Source organism: Kitasatospora sp. NPDC034035 (genome assembly GCF_055575755.1).
Genome location: NZ_JBVISA010000001.1, coordinates 344552 through 359941 on the forward strand (window position 1 = coordinate 344552; position 15390 = coordinate 359941).

21 protein-coding genes are annotated in these 15390 nt (G+C 71.6%); 12 read left to right on the forward strand and 9 right to left on the reverse strand.

What is annotated here, in order from left to right; translation table 11 throughout:
• The first annotated feature begins 8 nt into the window (after positions 1-8).
• Positions 9-1160 (forward strand): acyltransferase family protein, encoded by a 1152-nt coding sequence (locus tag ACZ52J_RS01535; protein WP_465614984.1) that lies wholly within the window; start codon positions 9-11, stop codon positions 1158-1160.
• A 108-nt stretch (positions 1161-1268) separates the two neighbouring features.
• Here the strand turns inward: ACZ52J_RS01535 and ACZ52J_RS01540 are convergent, their stop codons facing one another.
• The gene (locus ACZ52J_RS01540; RefSeq protein ID WP_465614985.1) at positions 1269-2498 is read right to left on the reverse strand and encodes a serine hydrolase domain-containing protein; all 1230 of its coding nucleotides are present in this window, start codon (positions 2496-2498) and stop codon (positions 1269-1271) included.
• A gap of 582 nt (positions 2499-3080) precedes the next feature.
• Between ACZ52J_RS01540 and ACZ52J_RS01545 the strand changes: the two genes are divergently transcribed.
• Positions 3081-3821: a helix-turn-helix domain-containing protein gene (locus ACZ52J_RS01545; RefSeq protein WP_396290370.1), complete on the forward strand. Its 741-nt coding sequence runs from the start codon at positions 3081-3083 to the stop codon at positions 3819-3821.
• 103 nt (positions 3822-3924) lie between these two features.
• Here ACZ52J_RS01545 and ACZ52J_RS01550 read toward each other — a convergent pair whose 3' ends face one another.
• On the reverse strand, positions 3925-4716 hold the full coding sequence (locus ACZ52J_RS01550) for a hypothetical protein (protein WP_465614986.1): 792 nt from the start codon (positions 4714-4716) through the stop codon (positions 3925-3927).
• Positions 4717-4877: 161 nt separating this feature from the next.
• On the opposite strand from ACZ52J_RS01550, the gene ACZ52J_RS01555 reads away from it, so the two are divergent.
• Together ACZ52J_RS01555 and ACZ52J_RS01560 are read left to right on the forward strand one after the other, a co-directional pair.
• The gene (locus tag ACZ52J_RS01555; protein WP_465614987.1) at positions 4878-5408 is read left to right on the forward strand and encodes a MarR family winged helix-turn-helix transcriptional regulator; all 531 of its coding nucleotides are present in this window, start codon (positions 4878-4880) and stop codon (positions 5406-5408) included.
• Positions 5405-5953: a cysteine hydrolase family protein gene (locus ACZ52J_RS01560; RefSeq protein ID WP_465614988.1), complete on the forward strand. Its 549-nt coding sequence runs from the start codon at positions 5405-5407 to the stop codon at positions 5951-5953. The genes ACZ52J_RS01555 and ACZ52J_RS01560 overlap by 4 nt, the downstream gene beginning before the upstream one ends.
• A gap of 37 nt (positions 5954-5990) precedes the next feature.
• Here the strand turns inward: ACZ52J_RS01560 and ACZ52J_RS01565 are convergent, their stop codons facing one another.
• The gene (locus ACZ52J_RS01565; protein WP_465614989.1) at positions 5991-6428 is read right to left on the reverse strand and encodes a glutaredoxin domain-containing protein; all 438 of its coding nucleotides are present in this window, start codon (positions 6426-6428) and stop codon (positions 5991-5993) included.
• Between the two features lie 152 nt (positions 6429-6580).
• Here ACZ52J_RS01565 and ACZ52J_RS01570 point away from each other — a divergent pair, with 152 nt between their 5' ends.
• Positions 6581-7825 carry an RNA-guided endonuclease InsQ/TnpB family protein gene (locus ACZ52J_RS01570; protein WP_465614990.1) on the forward strand — a complete coding sequence of 415 codons (1245 nt, stop codon included), beginning with the start codon at positions 6581-6583 and terminating at the stop codon, positions 7823-7825.
• Between the two features lie 343 nt (positions 7826-8168).
• The gene (locus ACZ52J_RS01575; RefSeq protein WP_465614991.1) at positions 8169-8603 is read left to right on the forward strand and encodes a VOC family protein; all 435 of its coding nucleotides are present in this window, start codon (positions 8169-8171) and stop codon (positions 8601-8603) included.
• Between the two features lie 195 nt (positions 8604-8798).
• Here ACZ52J_RS01575 and ACZ52J_RS01580 read toward each other — a convergent pair whose 3' ends face one another.
• Complete coding sequence (locus ACZ52J_RS01580) at positions 8799-9296, reverse strand: MarR family winged helix-turn-helix transcriptional regulator (RefSeq protein ID WP_465614992.1); 498 nt, start codon at positions 9294-9296, stop codon at positions 8799-8801.
• 111 nt (positions 9297-9407) lie between these two features.
• Here ACZ52J_RS01580 and ACZ52J_RS01585 point away from each other — a divergent pair, with 111 nt between their 5' ends.
• Positions 9408-10250: an SDR family oxidoreductase gene (locus ACZ52J_RS01585; protein ID WP_465614993.1), complete on the forward strand. Its 843-nt coding sequence runs from the start codon at positions 9408-9410 to the stop codon at positions 10248-10250.
• A gap of 64 nt (positions 10251-10314) precedes the next feature.
• Entirely contained in the window at positions 10315-10719 is a 405-nt protein-coding gene (locus ACZ52J_RS01590; protein ID WP_465614994.1) for a MarR family winged helix-turn-helix transcriptional regulator, read from the forward strand.
• Between the two features lie 345 nt (positions 10720-11064).
• On the opposite strand, the gene ACZ52J_RS01595 is transcribed toward ACZ52J_RS01590, so the two are convergent.
• The 4 genes from ACZ52J_RS01595 to ACZ52J_RS01610 form a co-directional block, all read right to left on the reverse strand.
• Positions 11065-11268 (reverse strand): DUF397 domain-containing protein, encoded by a 204-nt coding sequence (locus ACZ52J_RS01595; RefSeq protein WP_465614995.1) that lies wholly within the window; start codon positions 11266-11268, stop codon positions 11065-11067.
• A 141-nt stretch (positions 11269-11409) separates the two neighbouring features.
• Positions 11410-11613 (reverse strand): DUF397 domain-containing protein, encoded by a 204-nt coding sequence (locus ACZ52J_RS01600; protein WP_465614996.1) that lies wholly within the window; start codon positions 11611-11613, stop codon positions 11410-11412.
• An 81-nt stretch (positions 11614-11694) separates the two neighbouring features.
• Positions 11695-11904, reverse strand: coding sequence for a DUF397 domain-containing protein (locus ACZ52J_RS01605; RefSeq protein WP_465614997.1), 210 nt, complete (start codon positions 11902-11904; stop codon positions 11695-11697).
• Positions 11888-12727: a helix-turn-helix domain-containing protein gene (locus ACZ52J_RS01610; RefSeq protein WP_465614998.1), complete on the reverse strand. Its 840-nt coding sequence runs from the start codon at positions 12725-12727 to the stop codon at positions 11888-11890. Before ACZ52J_RS01610 ends, ACZ52J_RS01605 begins: the two co-directional genes overlap by 17 nt.
• A gap of 115 nt (positions 12728-12842) precedes the next feature.
• Between ACZ52J_RS01610 and ACZ52J_RS01615 the strand changes: the two genes are divergently transcribed.
• The 3 genes from ACZ52J_RS01615 (at position 12843) to ACZ52J_RS01625 (ending at position 13834) form a co-directional block, all read left to right on the forward strand.
• Complete coding sequence (locus ACZ52J_RS01615; RefSeq protein WP_465614999.1) at positions 12843-13043, forward strand: hypothetical protein; 201 nt, start codon at positions 12843-12845, stop codon at positions 13041-13043.
• Complete coding sequence (locus ACZ52J_RS01620; protein ID WP_465615000.1) at positions 13043-13291, forward strand: hypothetical protein; 249 nt, start codon at positions 13043-13045, stop codon at positions 13289-13291. Before ACZ52J_RS01615 ends, ACZ52J_RS01620 begins: the two co-directional genes overlap by 1 nt.
• A 75-nt stretch (positions 13292-13366) precedes the next feature.
• Entirely contained in the window at positions 13367-13834 is a 468-nt protein-coding gene (locus ACZ52J_RS01625; RefSeq protein ID WP_465615001.1) for an NUDIX domain-containing protein, read from the forward strand.
• A gap of 2 nt (positions 13835-13836) precedes the next feature.
• Here the strand turns inward: ACZ52J_RS01625 and ACZ52J_RS01630 are convergent, their stop codons facing one another.
• Positions 13837-14775: an NADP-dependent oxidoreductase gene (locus tag ACZ52J_RS01630; RefSeq protein WP_465615286.1), complete on the reverse strand. Its 939-nt coding sequence runs from the start codon at positions 14773-14775 to the stop codon at positions 13837-13839.
• A gap of 143 nt (positions 14776-14918) precedes the next feature.
• Between ACZ52J_RS01630 and ACZ52J_RS01635 the strand changes: the two genes are divergently transcribed.
• A complete protein-coding gene (locus ACZ52J_RS01635; RefSeq protein WP_465615288.1) occupies positions 14919-15320 on the forward strand; it encodes a winged helix-turn-helix transcriptional regulator in 402 nt (133 codons plus the stop codon).
• Positions 15321-15390 lie beyond the last annotated feature (70 nt).

The window sequence follows — 15390 nt, forward strand, 5'->3', positions numbered from 1 at the left end:
GTCAGATCATGCGCGCACACAGCGATCACGGCAGGTCCGGGGGACATCTGCCCACCCTCACCGCCCTGCGCTTCGCCGCCGCCCTCGCCGTCTTCCTCTTCCACGCCTTCCTCACCGCCGACCCGCTGCGCCCGCAGGCACCCCTCACCTTCTTCGCCGACCGTCCCCTCGCCGGCGCGCTCGCCCACGCCACCTCCAAGGCCGGGTACGCCGGAGTGTCCTTCTTCTTCGTCCTCAGCGGCTTCGTCCTGACCCGGTCGGCCCGGGAGGGGGAGAAGCCGGGCGCCTTCTGGCGCCGGCGCCTGGCCCGGATCTACCCCACCCACCTGGTGATGTGGGCGGCCGCGCTCCTGCTGTTCGCCCAGACCGCACCGGTGCGCACCTGGCTGCCCAACCTCCTGCTCGTGCACGCCGAATCACCCGACCCCAACATCAACTCGGGTATGAACATGCCCAGTTGGTCGCTCTGCTGCGAGCTGCTGTTCTACCTGCTCTTCCCGCTCCTGCACCGCGCGCTGCGCCGCCTGCCCGACCGGGGCCTGCGGCCGGCCATCGCCCTGGCCCTGACGGCCGCCGCGGCCGTGGCCGCCGCCGACGACGCCCTGCTGCCCGACCGGCCCCGGATCCCCCAACTGCCGGTATCCCTCGACCAGTTGTGGTTCGGCTACCTCTTCCCGCCGGCCCGCCTGCCGGAGTTCGTCCTCGGCATGCTCCTCGCCCGGGCCGTCGCCGCCGGCCTCGCCCCGCGCCCCGGCCTCACCCCCGCCGCCCTCCTCGTCGCGCCCGCCTACGCGCTCACCCTCGCGGTCCCCGCCCCGTACGACTTCACCCTGCCCATGCTGGTACCGCTGGCCCTGCTCGTCTGCGCCGCGGCCCACCGCGACCTCCACCACCCCGCCCCCGCCCGCCCGTTCGCGCAGTGGCTCGGGGGCGTCTCCTTCGGCTTCTACCTCTGCCAGGGCGTCGTCCTCTTCCACGGCCGCCCGCTGCTCCTGGGCGAGCGCACCTACCCCGCCCCGGTCGCGGCCGCTCTCACGCTGGCGGCGTTCGCGGTGACGCTGGGGGCGGGGGCGCTGACGTACGCGGTGGTGGAACGGCCCGCGGTGCGGCACCTGGCGCGGGCGGGCACGGCGGCGCGGGGGAGGGGATGGGCGGGCTGAGCGGCGCCCGCCCCCGCCGCGTTGAAGGCCCCTGGCGGAGCGCACGTCGGGCCCCGGCCGCGGCGCCCGTGCGGGCCGGGGCGGCGCCGGGCCGCCGGGCCGGTGCGCCTACCGCGTGACCACCGCCCCGTCGTAGACGTTGTCCGGCGTGACGATCCCGGTGATCGCCCGGGCCAGGAGCGTGGACGGCTCCTGGCCCTGGACCGTGGAGTCGGTGTTGATCTCGATGACCAGCGTGGCCTGCTGCGCGGGCAGGTAGACGGTGACGGTCTCGTACCCCGGGATGGAGCCGTTGTGCCCGATCCACCCGTTGGCGTCGAAGATGCCCAGGCCGTAGCTCGTCCCGGGGAAGCCGGTGGGCAGGGTGGTGAGGCGCTGCGCCTGGGTCCCGGGGCTGAGCAGCCGCCCGGTGGCGAGGACCTCGGCCCAGTGCCGCAGGTCGTGCAGGTCGGAGATCATCGCCCCGGCCGCCCAGGCCCAGCTGGGGTTCCAGTCGGTGGCGTCGGCGGTGGCGCCGCTGAGCGTCTGGTCGGTGTAGCCGCGCGGGTGCGGCTGCGGGAACTCGGGGCCCTGCGGCAGCAGGGTGCGGTGCAGCCGGGAGGGGCGCAGCACCCGCTCGCGCAGGAACTCGGCGAGCGGGCGCCCGCCGGCCTTCTCGACCACCAGGCCGAGCAGGACGAGGTTGGTGTTGGAGTACTGGAACTCCTGGCCCGGGTCGAAGGTGTTGTCGTGCCTGAAGCCGTAGGCGAGCGCCTGCTGCGGGGTGAAGGAGCGCTGCGGGTCGCTCAGCAGGTCGTGGATGAAGTCCGGGTCGGAGGTGTACGGGAACAGGCCGCTGCGCATCTCGGCGAGCTGGCGCAGCGTGATGCAGTCGCCGTTCGGCACGCCGTCGACGTAGGCGGAGATCGGGTCGTCCAGGCCGACGCGGTGTTCGTCGACGAGTTCGAGCAGCGCGGTGACGGTGAAGGTCTTGGTCTCGCTGCCGATGCGGACGTAGGAGTCGGTGCGCATCGGCGCGCCGGTGGCGGTGTCGGCGACGCCGGTGGCGCGCACGTAGCACCCCCGGCCGGGCATCCACAGGCCGACGACGACGCCGGGGATGGCGGCCTGGCGGCGCACGGACTCGATGGCGGTGTCCAGGCGGGCGGTCAGGTCGGGGTCGAGCCCGTCGGGCGGGCAGTCGTCCCCGCCGTGGCGGGTGTCGTACCGGTGGTTGCCCGTGGGGTGGACTCCCGCGGGGCGGGCGGTCGCGGTGGCGGGGGCCGCCGTGATCGGGGCCAGCACGGATGCCACGACCAGGGCGGCGGCGAACAGTCTGCGGTGGTGGGTGCGTCGCACGTCGGGGCGCCTTTTCGGGTCGGGGGAGCGGACCCACGCCAGCATCACCAGCCCGACCGGCCGGGTACGCCCCCGCGCGGGACGCGTCCTGGCGAATCCACCCGTACGGAGCCCGCGCCTGGCCCATGCGGCCCCGTGCCGCCACGCGGTCGGTCCCGGTGCGGGCGTGCCGTCGGTTCCCCGGGCGGGCGGCGGTCGGGCTCGGGGGCTCAGAGGCTGCGGGCGGTGATGTCGCCGTGCGGGGTGGTGGCGCGGATGTCCAGGACGGCAGTGATCGCGGCGGGGGTGTCGAACTTCTGCACGGTGTTCTCCGGTGTCTCGGCCGGCGGTGTCTCGGCCGGCCAGTGCTTCGGCCGGCCGGTCGGGCGATCTTTCTGACACCGGAAACGCTACGTTGCTTTCCAGGTAGCGACAACATGTTCGTTGCGTCAGACGGCCATATCTGCAGGTGGGATGCGGGAAAGTGTTGCAACGGTTCTGTCAGTAGCGCAACGGCATGAGACTTGTTCATTGCAATGGATGAGAGGTGAACGCTATCGTGGGGATCAAGGACCACCACGAGGCACCACCGAGGAGACCGCGATGCCGGGAGGCCGACTCACCCAGCAGGAACGCCAGCAGATCGCGCTGGGACTGGCCGACAGCCTCCCCTACGCCGAGATCGCCCGGCGCCTGGAACGCCCCACCTCCACCGTCACCCGCGAGGTGATGCGCAACGGAGGCCCCACCGCCTACCGCGCCGACCTGGCCCACCGTGCCACCGAACGCCGCGCCCACCGGCGCGGACCCGCCGCCGCCCGCGGGCCGCAGCCGGCCCCCCACGCCCACGGCCGCGACGCCGAGGCCGTGGCCGACTACGAGGAGACGCTCACCACCGTCATGATGGGCACGGGCCTGTCCAAGATGACGGCCCGGGTGCTGACCTGCCTGTTCGTCACCGACGCGGGCAGCCTCACCGCCTCCGACCTCGCCCACCGCCTCCAGGTCAGCCCGGCCTCCATCTCCAAGGCGATCGCCTTCCTGGAGAGCCAGAGCCTGGTGCGCCGCGAACGCGACGAACGCCGCCGCGACCGCTACATCGTCGACGACGAACTCTTCTACCAGGCGACCATCGCCAGCGCCCGCGCCAACGACCAACTCGTCGCCACCGCCCGCGAAGGCGTCGCCGTCCTCGGCGCCGGCACCCCCGCCGCCCACCGCCTGGAGAACGTCGCCCGCTTCCTCGACTTCATCAGCGAGAGCATCCTGCGCGCCGCCGAACAGGCCCGCGAGGTCCTGCACACCAAGCCCGCCGCGCCCGGCGGCACGTCCTCGCCGTCCTGAGACCCCGTCCGGGCGTGTACGCCCACTCAGGCGTCAGGCGTCAGGCGTCAGGCGTCAGGCGTCAGGCGTCAGGCGTCAGGCGTCGGGTGCCGGGTGCCGGGCGTCAGGCGGCCGCCGGGGGCAGGTGGCGGGCCGCCACGAGATCGGCCATGGTGCGCAGCCGGGTGAAGTAGGCGGCGCAGTACTCCTCGTCGAGCACGGGCACGGCCCTGCCGAGGCCGGCGATGCACGCCCACAGGACGGCGACGCCGTCGGCGTCGAGTCCGCCGCCCAGCTCCCGCCGGACGAGGCCGGCCACGTCGGCGTCCAGTTGGATCAGGTCCGCGCCGTCGATGTCCACGCCGCGAAAGCTCTCCGGGAACGGGGCCTGCCGGTGCTCCTCCCACAGACGGGCCAGGCGCTCCTGCGGCTCGCCCGGACCGGGCTCCCCAGCAGCCGGCCCCGCCTGCGACGGCGGGCCCAGCAGCAGGGCGACCGTGTCGAACACGGCGCGCAGCAGATCGACGGCCCTGAGCGGGTTCACGACGCCGCTGCTCACGGCACCCCGCGCGATCCGCTCACGCAGCCGCACCGCGCGCTCCAACTCCCCGGCCAGGTACGCCGGGACGAGCCCCGCGTCGCCGGCCCGCCGGACCAGCTCCCGCAACGGGGCGTCCTCGTCGGCCAGCCGCCCCGCCAGGACCTGCTCCAGGGCCGACAGGGAGTGGGTGACGGCCACGGTGGCGAACTCGTACCGGTAGAAGGAATGCCGGATCAGCTCGCGGGAGGTCTCCAGCGCGCTCATGACGGACATCGACGCGCCCTCGGGTAGCACCAGCTCGGCGACCAGGGGATGCATGCCCGCGTAGTCGGGCACGACGCTGCGCACGCGCAGGTCCGGAACAGGAGTCTCCATCCCCGCAGTCTCCCCGCCCACGAGCCGCCGATGCCACCGGATTCGCACCCCGGCCCACGGGACGTACCCGCCGACTCCCCATCTGGCACAGTGTCAGGCCACTGATATAACGTAAAGCCCGAACAGCCTAGGACCGGGGAGCGGCCAGGGATGCGATCACCATGACCGACACTGACACCAGCAGCGGCAGCGGCACCGACGGCCCGGCCCAGGCCCCGCCCGACCTCCACGACCGCCTGGGCCACGCCATCAAACGGGCCGAGCAGGCACTCATCGGCGAGAAGACCCGCGTGCTGCGCACCGTCGACCTGACGGTCCCCCAGTACGTCGCCCTGCTCGTCCTGCAGCAGTCCACCACCGGCCTGTCCGGCGCCCAGCTCGCCCGCGCGTGCATGGTCACGCCGCAGACCATGACGACGGTCCTCGCCAACCTGGAACACAAGGGCCTCATCACCCGCGAGACCTCCAGCGTCCACCGGAAGGTCCTCGTGGCCACGCTCACCCGCTCCGGCCGCACCCTGACCAGGAAGGCCGACACCCTGGCCCGCGCCGTCGAACAGCGCCTCGCCGACGCCCTCGACACCACCGAACAGGCCCAGCTGCGCGACCTCCTGGAACGCTCCACCGCCGCCCTGCGCGACACCGACCCAACCCCGGCCCGCGCCGCCCGCCACCCCGAGGAACCCCGATGACCGACACCCCCGACAGCCCCGCCGCCCTCGCCCCCGGCACCGTCCTGGTCCTGGTCGACCTCCAGCACTGGATCGTCAACCGCCCATCCGCCCCACTGACCGGCACCGCCGTGGTCCGCTCCGCCGCCCGCCTGAAAACCGCCTTCGAAACGGCCGGCCTGCCCGTCGTCCTGGTCCGCTACGCCCGCATCGACGGCAGCGACGGCGGCCCCGACTCCCACGCCAACCGCTTCGCGCCCGAGGTGGACGCCCGCCCCGGCAACGAGGTCGTCACCAAGTACGGCATCGACGCCTTCGAGGGCACCGACCTCGCCGACCGCCTGCGCCGCCTCGGCGCCACCGCCCTCGTCGTCGCGGGCATCACCACCGAGTACGGCGTCGGCGAGACCGTCCGCACCGCCGTCACCCTCGGCTACCCCACCACCGTCGCCGAGGACGCCGTCACCGCCCTGTCCGCCCCCGCCCACACCGCCGCCCTCCACACCTTCCGCGACCTGGGCGCCACCGTCACCGCCACCGACACCCTCCTCGCCACGCAGGCCTGACGAGACACCGAGGGCGCGGACCCCCCGCCGGCTCCGCTCACCCGCGCGCGGACAGCTGCGCGCGCACCCACTCCACCGGGGGATTGGTGTGCGCCCGCCCCGCCACGAAGACCGTCGGCACCGTCTCGTTGCCCTCGTTCACCGCCCGCGCGGCCGCCGCCCCCTCGGGATCGCGCCAGATGTCCACCCAGTGCACCCGGCGCGCATCGCGGCCCAGCCGCAACCGCAACCGCAGGCAGTACCTGCAGCCCGGCCGCCACAGGACCACCGGCCGCCCGTCGGCCGCGCTGCGCCGCTGCGCCTGCGCCACGCTCACCGAACGCGGGAAGACCAGCGGCGAGTTCACGAGCGCGCACAGCACGAACACCAGCAGGAAGGCCGCCGCCGGCCCGAGGCTGCCCCGGGAGGCCAGCCCGGCCGCGACGACCGAGCCGCACAGCAGGAGCAGTACCGGCATGATCCAAGGGCGCGTCATCGGATGTCTCCGGGGATACCCCCGGCTTCAGCCGGGGGAGGAAACGGACCGCCCGCGTAGCGGGGCAGGGGACGGCGGGTCGTCGTAGAGACGGACCGCCGGTTACCAACCGCCAGCAAATGGTCACAATCTGATGATGTATCGTGTGATTCGTGCGGACCACTTCCGTGAAGCGGGCGTTCAAGTTCCGTTTCTATCCGACCGATGCGCAGGCGGCTGAGCTGTCGCGCACGTTCGGGTGCGTGCGGAAGGTCTACAACCTGGCGCTGCAGGCGCGTACGGACGCGTGGCAGCAGCGGCAGGAGCGCGTCAACTACAACGCCACCAGTGCGATGCTGACGGCATGGAAGAAGACCGAGGAACTGGCCTACCTCTGCGAGGTTTCCTCCGTTCCATTGCAGCAGGCGCTGCGGCACTTGCAGGGTGCGTTCGTCAACTTCTGGGGGAAACGGGGGAAGTACCCGCGTTTCAAGTCCCGGAAGAAGTCCTGCAAGTCCGCCGAGTACACGTCCTCCGCGTTTCGGTGGCGGGACGGTCGGCTGACGCTGGCGAAGATGGCCGAGCCTCTGCGCATCGTGTGGTCCCGGCCTCTGCCCGAGGGCAGTACACCGACCATGGTCACCGTGTCGCAGGACTCGGCCGGACGCTGGTTCGTGTCGGTGCTGTGCGACGACCGCCCGGCGCCGATGCCGGTGACGAACGCCGCTGTCGGTATCGATGCGGGCATAGCGTCGCTGCTCGTCCTGTCCAGACCGATCGAAGGTCTGACGGACGGGCGCGGGAAGATCCGCAACCCGAGGCATGAGCGGAATGACCGGCAGCGCCTCGCGAAGGCTCAGCGGGATCTTGCGCGCAAGGCCAAGGGATCGAAGAACCGGGACAAGGCCCGGTTGAAGGTCGGCCGGGCGCATGTCCGGATCGCCGACCGTCGCAGGGACTTCCTACACACGGTCACCACCGCTCTCGTGCGTGAGAACCAAACGCTCGTGATCGAGGACCTGACCGTGCGGAACATGCTGAGGAACCGTACTCTGGCTCGCGCGATCGCCGATGCGTCGTGGTCGGAACTGCGGAGCATGCTGGAGTACAAAGCGGTCTGGTACGGGCGGGAGCTCGTGGTGATCGACCGCTGGTTTCCCTCCTCCAAGCTGTGCAGTGCCTGCGGTATCTTGCGAGGCAGGATGCCGCTCAACGTCCGTGAGTGGACGTGTGACTGCGGGACGACCCACGACCGGGACGTGAACGCGGCGAAGAACATCCTGGCCGCCGGGCTGGCGGTTGCCGCCTGTGGAGACGCTGTAAGACCTCAACGGAGCACTCCGGGCGGGCGGTCGTCGGTGAAGCAGGAAGTCGTCCCACCGCAGCGCACACTCGCAGCGGCTCAGCCGCGAGGCTGAGGGGAATCCCCCTCGTTCACGAGGGGGAGGAAGTCAAGAGTGCGCAGGCTACTGGACGTGGCCGTGCGGCGCCGGCCCCGCACCGGGCCCTCGCCTGCGCTGACCGGCCATCAGGGGGAATCCGCGCTGCAGGAAGCCGACCACTAGCGTCACCGCGCGCACCGCCGCCGCCCCCGTCGCCGTCCGGCGGGGTGCCGTGACCGGGCAGGACGCCGTGTGGGTGACCGTCACGCGACAGTGAAGGGAGCTGGTGGGGCCCGGGGCGCGGCTTCGCCCGCCAACCCGGGGAACCCCACCGGAAATTGAGCGGAAGAGCCCCGAACCCCCCTGTTAGGGTGACCCGATGTCATCGGTCAAGCAACTCCAGGTCACCTTCGACTGCGCGGACCCCGAACGCGTCGCCCGTTTCTGGTGCGAGGTGTTGGGCTACGTAGCACCGACGCCGCCGGACGGGTTTGCCACCTGGGACGATTTCAACCTCTCACTGCCGCCGGAGAAGCGGGGTGCGTGGTTCGCGTGCAGTGACCCCACGGGGGTGGGCCCGCGCATGTACTTCCAGCGCGTTCCCGAAGGCAAGGTCGTCAAGAACCGGGTGCACCTCGACGTACGGGTCGGCACCGGACTCGTGGGCGAGGAGCGCGTGGCCGTACTCGAGGCCGAATGCGCCCGACTGGTCGCACTCGGCGCGGTACGCGTGCAACTGCTGACCGCCGATGACGAGAACGAGTCGTGCCTGGTGATGCAGGACGTCGAGGGCAACGAGTTCTGCCTCGACTGAGCCGCCTTCCCTGCCGCAGCCGCCACGCCGCCACACCGCCGCCCCGGTCGGGGGTGGCGGCGTGCGAGCACCCTCAGCTTCCCGGTGCCGATTCCCCGGTGCCGAACTCCCGGGTGTCGAACTCCCCGGTGCGGACGGCGGTGACGAAGGAGTGCCGGGCGGGGGAGGGGGAGACGAGGGCCGGGCCTGCGATCGTCAGGATCCCTTGGCGTCCTCGGCCGGGCGGCGATCGTTCAACTGGGCGAGGGAGCCGACGTACTTGAGCATCAGGCGGGCGAACTCCAGGCGGTCGTGCTCGGCCCAGTCGGCGGTGATGTACTCGAACGCCGCACGCTGGTGGCGCCGGAAGCGCGCCATGAGGTCGGCGCCTTCGGGGCTGAGCAGGAGGACGGTGCGGCGGCCGTCCTGCTGGGAGGCGGCACGGGTCAGGTAGCCGGCCTTGATGTTGTCGGTGACCATCCGGCTGGCGACCGAGGGGTCGACGCCGAGGAGTTCGGCCACCGCTCCGACGGTGATCTCCTTGTCGGAGTCCCGGGTGTGCTCCAGGACGATGTTCAGGACCAGGGTGCGGCTCAGGTCCTTGGCCGAGACGGGGTTCTCGACCTCCAGCAGCGAGGTGCGGCGCAGTTTGGAGAACGCGGGGCCCACGGCGTTCAGCAGTTCCTCGGCCGTCTGCGGCTCGTTCGTCGTCATGCACCCATCGTAATGTCCGTGAGCTTTGGAAGGCATGTGTTGACGTGAAATTACGTGCATGCAATCATGCATATGTCTTCGAGCAAGCTTCGTGAGCCTCCGGGAGTTTTCATGACCATCCTCATCACCGGCGCCCGTGGCAAGGTCGGCCAGGCCGTCATCAACCGCCTGCACACCGCCGGCCTTCCTGTCCGCGCCGCCAGCGCCAAGCCCGCCGAGCTGGCCGTCCCGACCGGCGTCGAGGTCGCCGAAGTCGACCTCAGCCGGCCCGAGACCTTCCCGGCCGCGCTCGACGGCGTGCGCCAGGTCTTCCTCTACCCCCAGCCCGAGGGCATCGACGCCTTCGCCGAGACCGCACGGGCCGCCGGCGTCGAGCACGTCGTACTGCTGTCCTCCTCCTCGGTTCTGGCCCCCGACGCCGAGACCGACCCGCTGGCCTCGCACAGCCTCCTCGTCGAGCGCGCCCTGACCGCCAGCGGCCTGCCGTGCACCTTCCTGCGCCCGGACGCCTTCGCCAGCAACGCCCTCGGCTGGTCCCACTTCATCGGGCACGGCCTGCCGATCCAGCTCGCCTACCCCGAGGCGCACATCGCGCCCATCCACCCCGAGGACATCGCCGACATCGCCGTCGCAGCCCTGACCGACACCGCCCGCCGCGGGCGCGCGCTCACCCTCACCGGCGGCGAATCCCTCACCTTCCGCGAGCAGATCGCCGTCCTGGCCGAGGTCCTCGGCCGCGACATCCGCGTCGACACGATCACCCACGAGCAGGCCGAGCAGCAGATGAGCCGCTTCATGCCGGCCCCGATGGTCTCCTCCCTGCTCGCCCTGTGGGCTGCCGCGTCCGCAGGCCCCGCCCCCATCGCCGACACCACCCGAACCCTGCTCGGCACGCCCGCGCGCACCTTCCGGCAATGGGCGACCGACAACGCCGCCGCGTTCACCACGCGCTGACCGCCGCCGCTCCCGCGCCCCGCCCCGCCCCGCGCGATCCCGACCTCACTGAAGGACCATCACCGTGAAGCCCATCGGCTACTGGCTCAATCGCACCGACAAGGCCCTCACCCGCTCCATGAACGGCATGCTCGACGAGTTCGGCCTCACCCGGACCGCCTGGCAGGTCCTCAACGTCATCCGCGACACGCCCGACGCCGCCGACACCGACGTCCACACGGCCCTCGCACCCAACGCCGACCTCCCCACCCTGACCGCCGCCATCGACACCGCTCTCACCGACGACTGGGCCACCCGCCCCGCACCCGGCCGGCTGGTGCTCACCGAGAACGGCCGCCGGCGCCTCGCCGCCGTCGAGGACCGGATCAGCGCCTTCCGCGAACTGTCCATGACCGGCATCACCGCGCAGGAGTACCACACCGCCGTCAGCGTCCTCGAACGCATGACGCACAACCTCGAAACCCGCTGATCACGATCGTCGACCGGGCGTCAACGGCCAGCGTGCGGAACCGCCACCAAAACCGGGGGGACGGGTGCGCCCTGGTGCCGGCCCGCACCCCCGCTGCCCCCGAAGGGGCGGCCGCTTTCCTCCCGTGCCCCTCGCCTCCGCCGTGCCCGTCAAGCTGACCGCCGCCGAGCACCAACCAGCGGACGAAGACGGCCTCCGGCCACAGGACCCCGCACCAGACCCGGCAGCGAGCAACCATCGTGCCGCCGGCCGCCCCGGGGGCGCTCCAACACCCGGACAGCCGCGCAGACGTGGCCACCCGTGGACACCGTGCGCACCGGCCGGGGTGGCGGCCTGCGAGCACCGTCAGCCGGTACCGAATTCGCCCGCGCGGACGGCGGTGACGAAGGACTGCCAGGCGGGGGAGGGGAAGACGAGGGCCGGGCCGCTCGGGTCCTTGGAGTCGCGGACCGGGACGATGCCGGTGAAGCCGTCTGCCACTTCGACGCACTCGCCGCCGCCGCCGCTGTGGGTGCTCTTGCGCCAGGTGGTGGGGGAGTTGCTGTCCATTGCGGGTCCCTCCTGATCGAGTGGGTGGAGTGGGAAGTCGGCAGAGCCGACTTCCTGCGCGGGGTGGGGTATGACCACCACCTCGCCGGCATCACCGCAAGGTTGGCCCGTCTGTCGCCTGGCTGCGGCGCACAGGCGGGATCACTCGGCGTCGAATTCGCCGGTGCGGATGGCGGTGACGAAGGACTGCCAGGCGGGGGAGGGGAAGACGAGGGCCGGGCCGCTCGGGTCCTTGGAGTCGCGGACCGGGACGATGCCGGTGAAGCCGTCTGCCACCTCGACGCACTGGCCGCCTTGTCCGCTGTGGGTGCTCTTGCGCCAGGTGGTGATGTGGGCGGGGTCCATGGCGGGCCTCCTGGTCAGGCTGTGCGAACGGAGTGGGAAGTCGATGGGGACGACTTCCCACTCCGGAGTGAAGTAGGCCTGTCAGGCGCCGAATTCGCCAGCGCGGACAGCGGTGACGAAGGACTGCCAGGCGGTGGCGGAGAAGAGCAGGGCCGGGCCGTTGGGGTCCTTGGAGTCGCGCACGGGCATGGCGCCAGGGAAGCCGTCAGCGACCTCTACACAGCCGTTCGACCCGCCGCTGTAAGTGCTCTTTCGCCAGCCAGCGTTGGTCAGGTCAACGTGCATCCTCATAGTCCTTCCGTACCGCTCGGATCATCTCCATCGATGCGGCCTGGTTCAGTGCCTCGATCTGCAGCCGATCGTAGCCCCTGGCAAGCGGAAGGACAGTGTTGATATCGCGGTCGAGGTACCCGCGCAGCTCGGTTTCTGTGTATCCGAGTACTTTGCGGTCGGGCATGGTCAGGAGAATCACGGGAAGGGTGAACGGGCGGTCCTCGCCCAGGGAGAACGGGGCTACCTGGAGAAGGACGTTCGGAGACATGGCGAACTGCTCAAGGTGCAGCAGCTGCTCGATCATGACCTCGGTCCCGCCAACGGGCCTACGCAGACAGCTCTCGTCGAGAACTGCGTGAAGCAGCGGCGCCGGTGTGCGGGCCATAAGCTGCTGGCGAGTCATGAGGAAGTTGACCCGCTCCTCCGCCTGTTCGGAGGTTGCGGTTCCGCGCCTGACGTTGGCGGCTTCCCAGGCGCCGGCGTAGGCCTGGGTTTGCAGTAGTCCGGACACGATGTCGATTGAGAACAGTCGCACCTCTGCGGCCCGGTTCTCGTAGTTGGCGTACTCGGGGAAGCCTGGCACCAAGGCTGTGTGCTTGTGCTGCCACCACATCAGCATCAAAGTCCCGCCCGTTTCCAGGACTTCATCGGCCTTGGTAGCAAACTTTTCACTCGGGGGTCGACGTGCAAGTTCAACGAACGAGACGTACGAGGCGCTGACTCCGCACTTGCGGGCGAGCTGGAACTGCTTGAGGCCCTTCGCCCTGCGTGAGTTGCGGAGTTGGACCGCGAAAGGGGCCCAGGGGCCGGACGCCGGGTCGATTTCCTTGATGTTCACCATGGCTGCTCCAAAACAACGCGCCCACGAGGTCAAGTCGTTTGCCGCTTCCGATGCTAGGTGACGCCGGGCCACCATGTGCACAGAACGTGAAACGCCGATCGCGGAGGGTTCTTCCATGGCTCAAGATCAGGTTCCCCGCACCCACGGGTACGGGGTGCGCTTTGACCCCGAGGTGCAGCGCTACCGGGTCCGTAACGAGATCACGGGGGAGTGGATGCGTCAGGATTCCGGTGAGTTGGCGTCCTTCACCTTCTTCGGTGACGCCTACAGTGCCTGGCAGGTCTTCGAGGTGCACAAGCGGCCGGGGGAGAGGTGATGCCTTCCCCGCTCGCCCGTGTGACCGCCGAGCAGCGGCGGCAGGTCGCGTCCGTCGTCGAAGACCTCGTGTCCGTGCTTGCCCTGGGCGGGGTGAAGTTGCCGTCCATCGCCGTGGACTGGGAGTACGGGCGCAGGACGGGCAACTACCTCGTCCGGCTCGGTTCCGCCGGTCCGCTGGAACTCCTGCGCATCCTCGACCTGCTGCGCAAGGGGCTGCGCTACGAGCGCCTCACGTATGACGACTGAACTCCTGGCCCGCCTGCTGTGGTGGGCGGGCTTCTCTCTCGTCCTCTTCGCCGCCGTCAGAAAGTGAACTGTCCCATGCGTGACCCCCGCCTCCTCGCCAAGCCGCCGGTGTGCCGGCTCGGCTGTCTCGTTCTCGTCCGTAACCGGCGCGGGGAGGTCCTGCTCGTCGACCCGGACTACATGGACGGCATGATCCTGCCCGGTGGCTCCGCGAAGCCGAACGAGCCGCCGAACGTGGCGGCCGCCCGGCACCTGCATGCCGAGACCGGTCTGCACCTGCGCCTGAGCGACCTCGTCGCCGTCGACTTCACCCCGGCCGACCGCCACCTGGAGCGCCTCAACCTGGTGTTCGACGGCGGCACGGTCCGCGACGACACCCGCCTGACCGTCCCGCCGCAACATCGCAGCGGCCTGCTCGGCGCCCGCTTCGTCCCCGTCCGGGAGCTGCCCAGCCGCATGGCGCCCTCGCAATGCGCCCGCGCCATGGAGGCGTTGGCCAACCGCACGCTGCCCGTCCTCCTCCACGGCCAACGCGCCGCCTGAGGTCAGGGCGCCAGCACCAGCCGCCCCCGCAGCCCGCCCGCCGCCAGGCGCTCGTGCGCCTGCCCGGCCCGCTCCAGCGGCAGCGTGTCCGCCACTCGCAGGGTCAGGCGGCCCTCGCCCGCGAGTGCGGCGAGCCGGCCCAGGGCGGGCCCGTCGGCGGTGATCCACACGTTCGCGACCCGGATCCCGCGTAGCCCCACCGGTGCGCTGGCGCCCGCGACCGCGACGAACGCGCCGCGTCCGCGTACCGCGCCCAGCGCCCGTACGCCCAGCAGTGCCGCGTCGATCGCGCCGTCGACCCCGCCGGGCACCAACTCCCGTACGGCCGCCGCCACATCGCCTGCCGTGCGCGGCACGAACCACTGCGCGCCCAGTCCGCGTACCAGTGATTCGTCCCCCGCCCCGGCCTGCGCCACCACCCGCAGGCCCCGCAGCGCGGCCAGTTCGACGGCGAAGCCGCCGACGGCGCCCGCCGCGCCCGTGACCAGCAGCGTCGACCCGGCGGGCAGGTCCAGCAGGTCGAGGGCCTGCAGCGCGGTGAGGCCGTTGAGCGGCAGTGTCGCCGCCTGCTCGAACGTGACGTTCGCCGGGATGGCGGCGAGGGCGTCGGCGTCCAGGACGGCGTGGTCGGCGTAGGCGCCGAGGTCCACGTCCAGGCGGTCGCGCAGCCCCGCCACCCGCTGCCCGGGCGCGAAGCCGGCGACGTCCGGCCCGACCGCGTCGACCGTCCCCGCCAGGTCCCAGCCGATGCCCGTCACCGCGCGGGGCGCCATCAGCCCGGCCTCGGCGAGGACGCCGGCGCGGGTGACCGCGTCCACCGGGTTGACCCCGGCCGCCGCGACCCGCACCCGCACCTGCCCGCGCCCCGGCTGCGGCAGCGCCACCTCGACCAGCTCCAGCGCCCCGGGGCCGCCGAACTCCCGTACCACCACGGCACGCACCACACCACACTCCTCGAGATCAGGGGGGAACACCGCCCCATGCCGTCCAACACCGCCCAACCTAAGGAGAGCTACTCTCCACGGGGAAGCACGCACCCCGAGGTGCGTACCGCACGGCAAGGAGAGAGCCCGTGTCGCCCACCATGACCGCCGCCCAGCGCCGCGCCGCCGCAGCGGCCGGCTTCGACGCCTACCTCGCCCAGTGCCCGGCCCGCCAACTCCTCGACCGGATCGGGGACAAGTGGACCAGCCTGGCCGTCAACGCCCTCGCCGGCGGCCCGCAGCGCTACAGCGACCTGCGCCGGCGCCTGGCCGGGGTGAGCGAGAAGATGCTCACCCAGACCCTGCGCGCGCTGGAACGCGACGGCCTGCTCACCCGCACCGTCACCGGCGGCGTCCCGGCCCGCGTCGACTACGAACTCACCTCGCTCGGCCGGGACTTGCTTCCGCTGATGCAGTCGATCAAGACGTGGGCGGAGTCCCACATGCCGCAGGTGCTGCAGGCCCGCGCCGCGTACGACGACGGGCGCGGCACGCCGGTGTGAGCCGCGGTGCCCGTGACGGCTTCTTTCGGGTGATCGACGGGCGCGATGCCCGCCTGTGGACGGAGGTGTG

Coding starts and splice junctions, on each gene's coding strand:
- ACZ52J_RS01535 (WP_465614984.1), top strand. CDS start 9: ATGCGCGCACACAGCGATCACGGCAGGTCCGGGGGACATCTGCCCACC.
- ACZ52J_RS01545 (WP_396290370.1), top strand. CDS start 3,081: ATGCCGGGAGGCCGACTCACCCAGCAGGAACGCCAGCAGATCGCGCTG.
- ACZ52J_RS01550 (WP_465614986.1), bottom strand. CDS start 4,716: ATGGAGACTCCTGTTCCGGACCTGCGCGTGCGCAGCGTCGTGCCCGAC.
- ACZ52J_RS01555 (WP_465614987.1), top strand. CDS start 4,878: ATGACCGACACTGACACCAGCAGCGGCAGCGGCACCGACGGCCCGGCC.
- ACZ52J_RS01560 (WP_465614988.1), top strand. CDS start 5,405: ATGACCGACACCCCCGACAGCCCCGCCGCCCTCGCCCCCGGCACCGTC.
- ACZ52J_RS01565 (WP_465614989.1), bottom strand. CDS start 6,428: ATGACGCGCCCTTGGATCATGCCGGTACTGCTCCTGCTGTGCGGCTCG.
- ACZ52J_RS01575 (WP_465614991.1), top strand. CDS start 8,169: ATGTCATCGGTCAAGCAACTCCAGGTCACCTTCGACTGCGCGGACCCC.
- ACZ52J_RS01580 (WP_465614992.1), bottom strand. CDS start 9,296: ATGACGACGAACGAGCCGCAGACGGCCGAGGAACTGCTGAACGCCGTG.
- ACZ52J_RS01585 (WP_465614993.1), top strand. CDS start 9,408: ATGACCATCCTCATCACCGGCGCCCGTGGCAAGGTCGGCCAGGCCGTC.
- ACZ52J_RS01595 (WP_465614995.1), bottom strand. CDS start 11,268: ATGGACAGCAACTCCCCCACCACCTGGCGCAAGAGCACCCACAGCGGC.
- ACZ52J_RS01600 (WP_465614996.1), bottom strand. CDS start 11,613: ATGGACCCCGCCCACATCACCACCTGGCGCAAGAGCACCCACAGCGGA.
- ACZ52J_RS01605 (WP_465614997.1), bottom strand. CDS start 11,904: ATGAGGATGCACGTTGACCTGACCAACGCTGGCTGGCGAAAGAGCACT.
- ACZ52J_RS01610 (WP_465614998.1), bottom strand. CDS start 12,727: ATGGTGAACATCAAGGAAATCGACCCGGCGTCCGGCCCCTGGGCCCCT.
- ACZ52J_RS01615 (WP_465614999.1), top strand. CDS start 12,843: ATGGCTCAAGATCAGGTTCCCCGCACCCACGGGTACGGGGTGCGCTTT.
- ACZ52J_RS01620 (WP_465615000.1), top strand. CDS start 13,043: ATGCCTTCCCCGCTCGCCCGTGTGACCGCCGAGCAGCGGCGGCAGGTC.
- ACZ52J_RS01625 (WP_465615001.1), top strand. CDS start 13,367: ATGCGTGACCCCCGCCTCCTCGCCAAGCCGCCGGTGTGCCGGCTCGGC.
- ACZ52J_RS01635 (WP_465615288.1), top strand. CDS start 14,919: ATGACCGCCGCCCAGCGCCGCGCCGCCGCAGCGGCCGGCTTCGACGCC.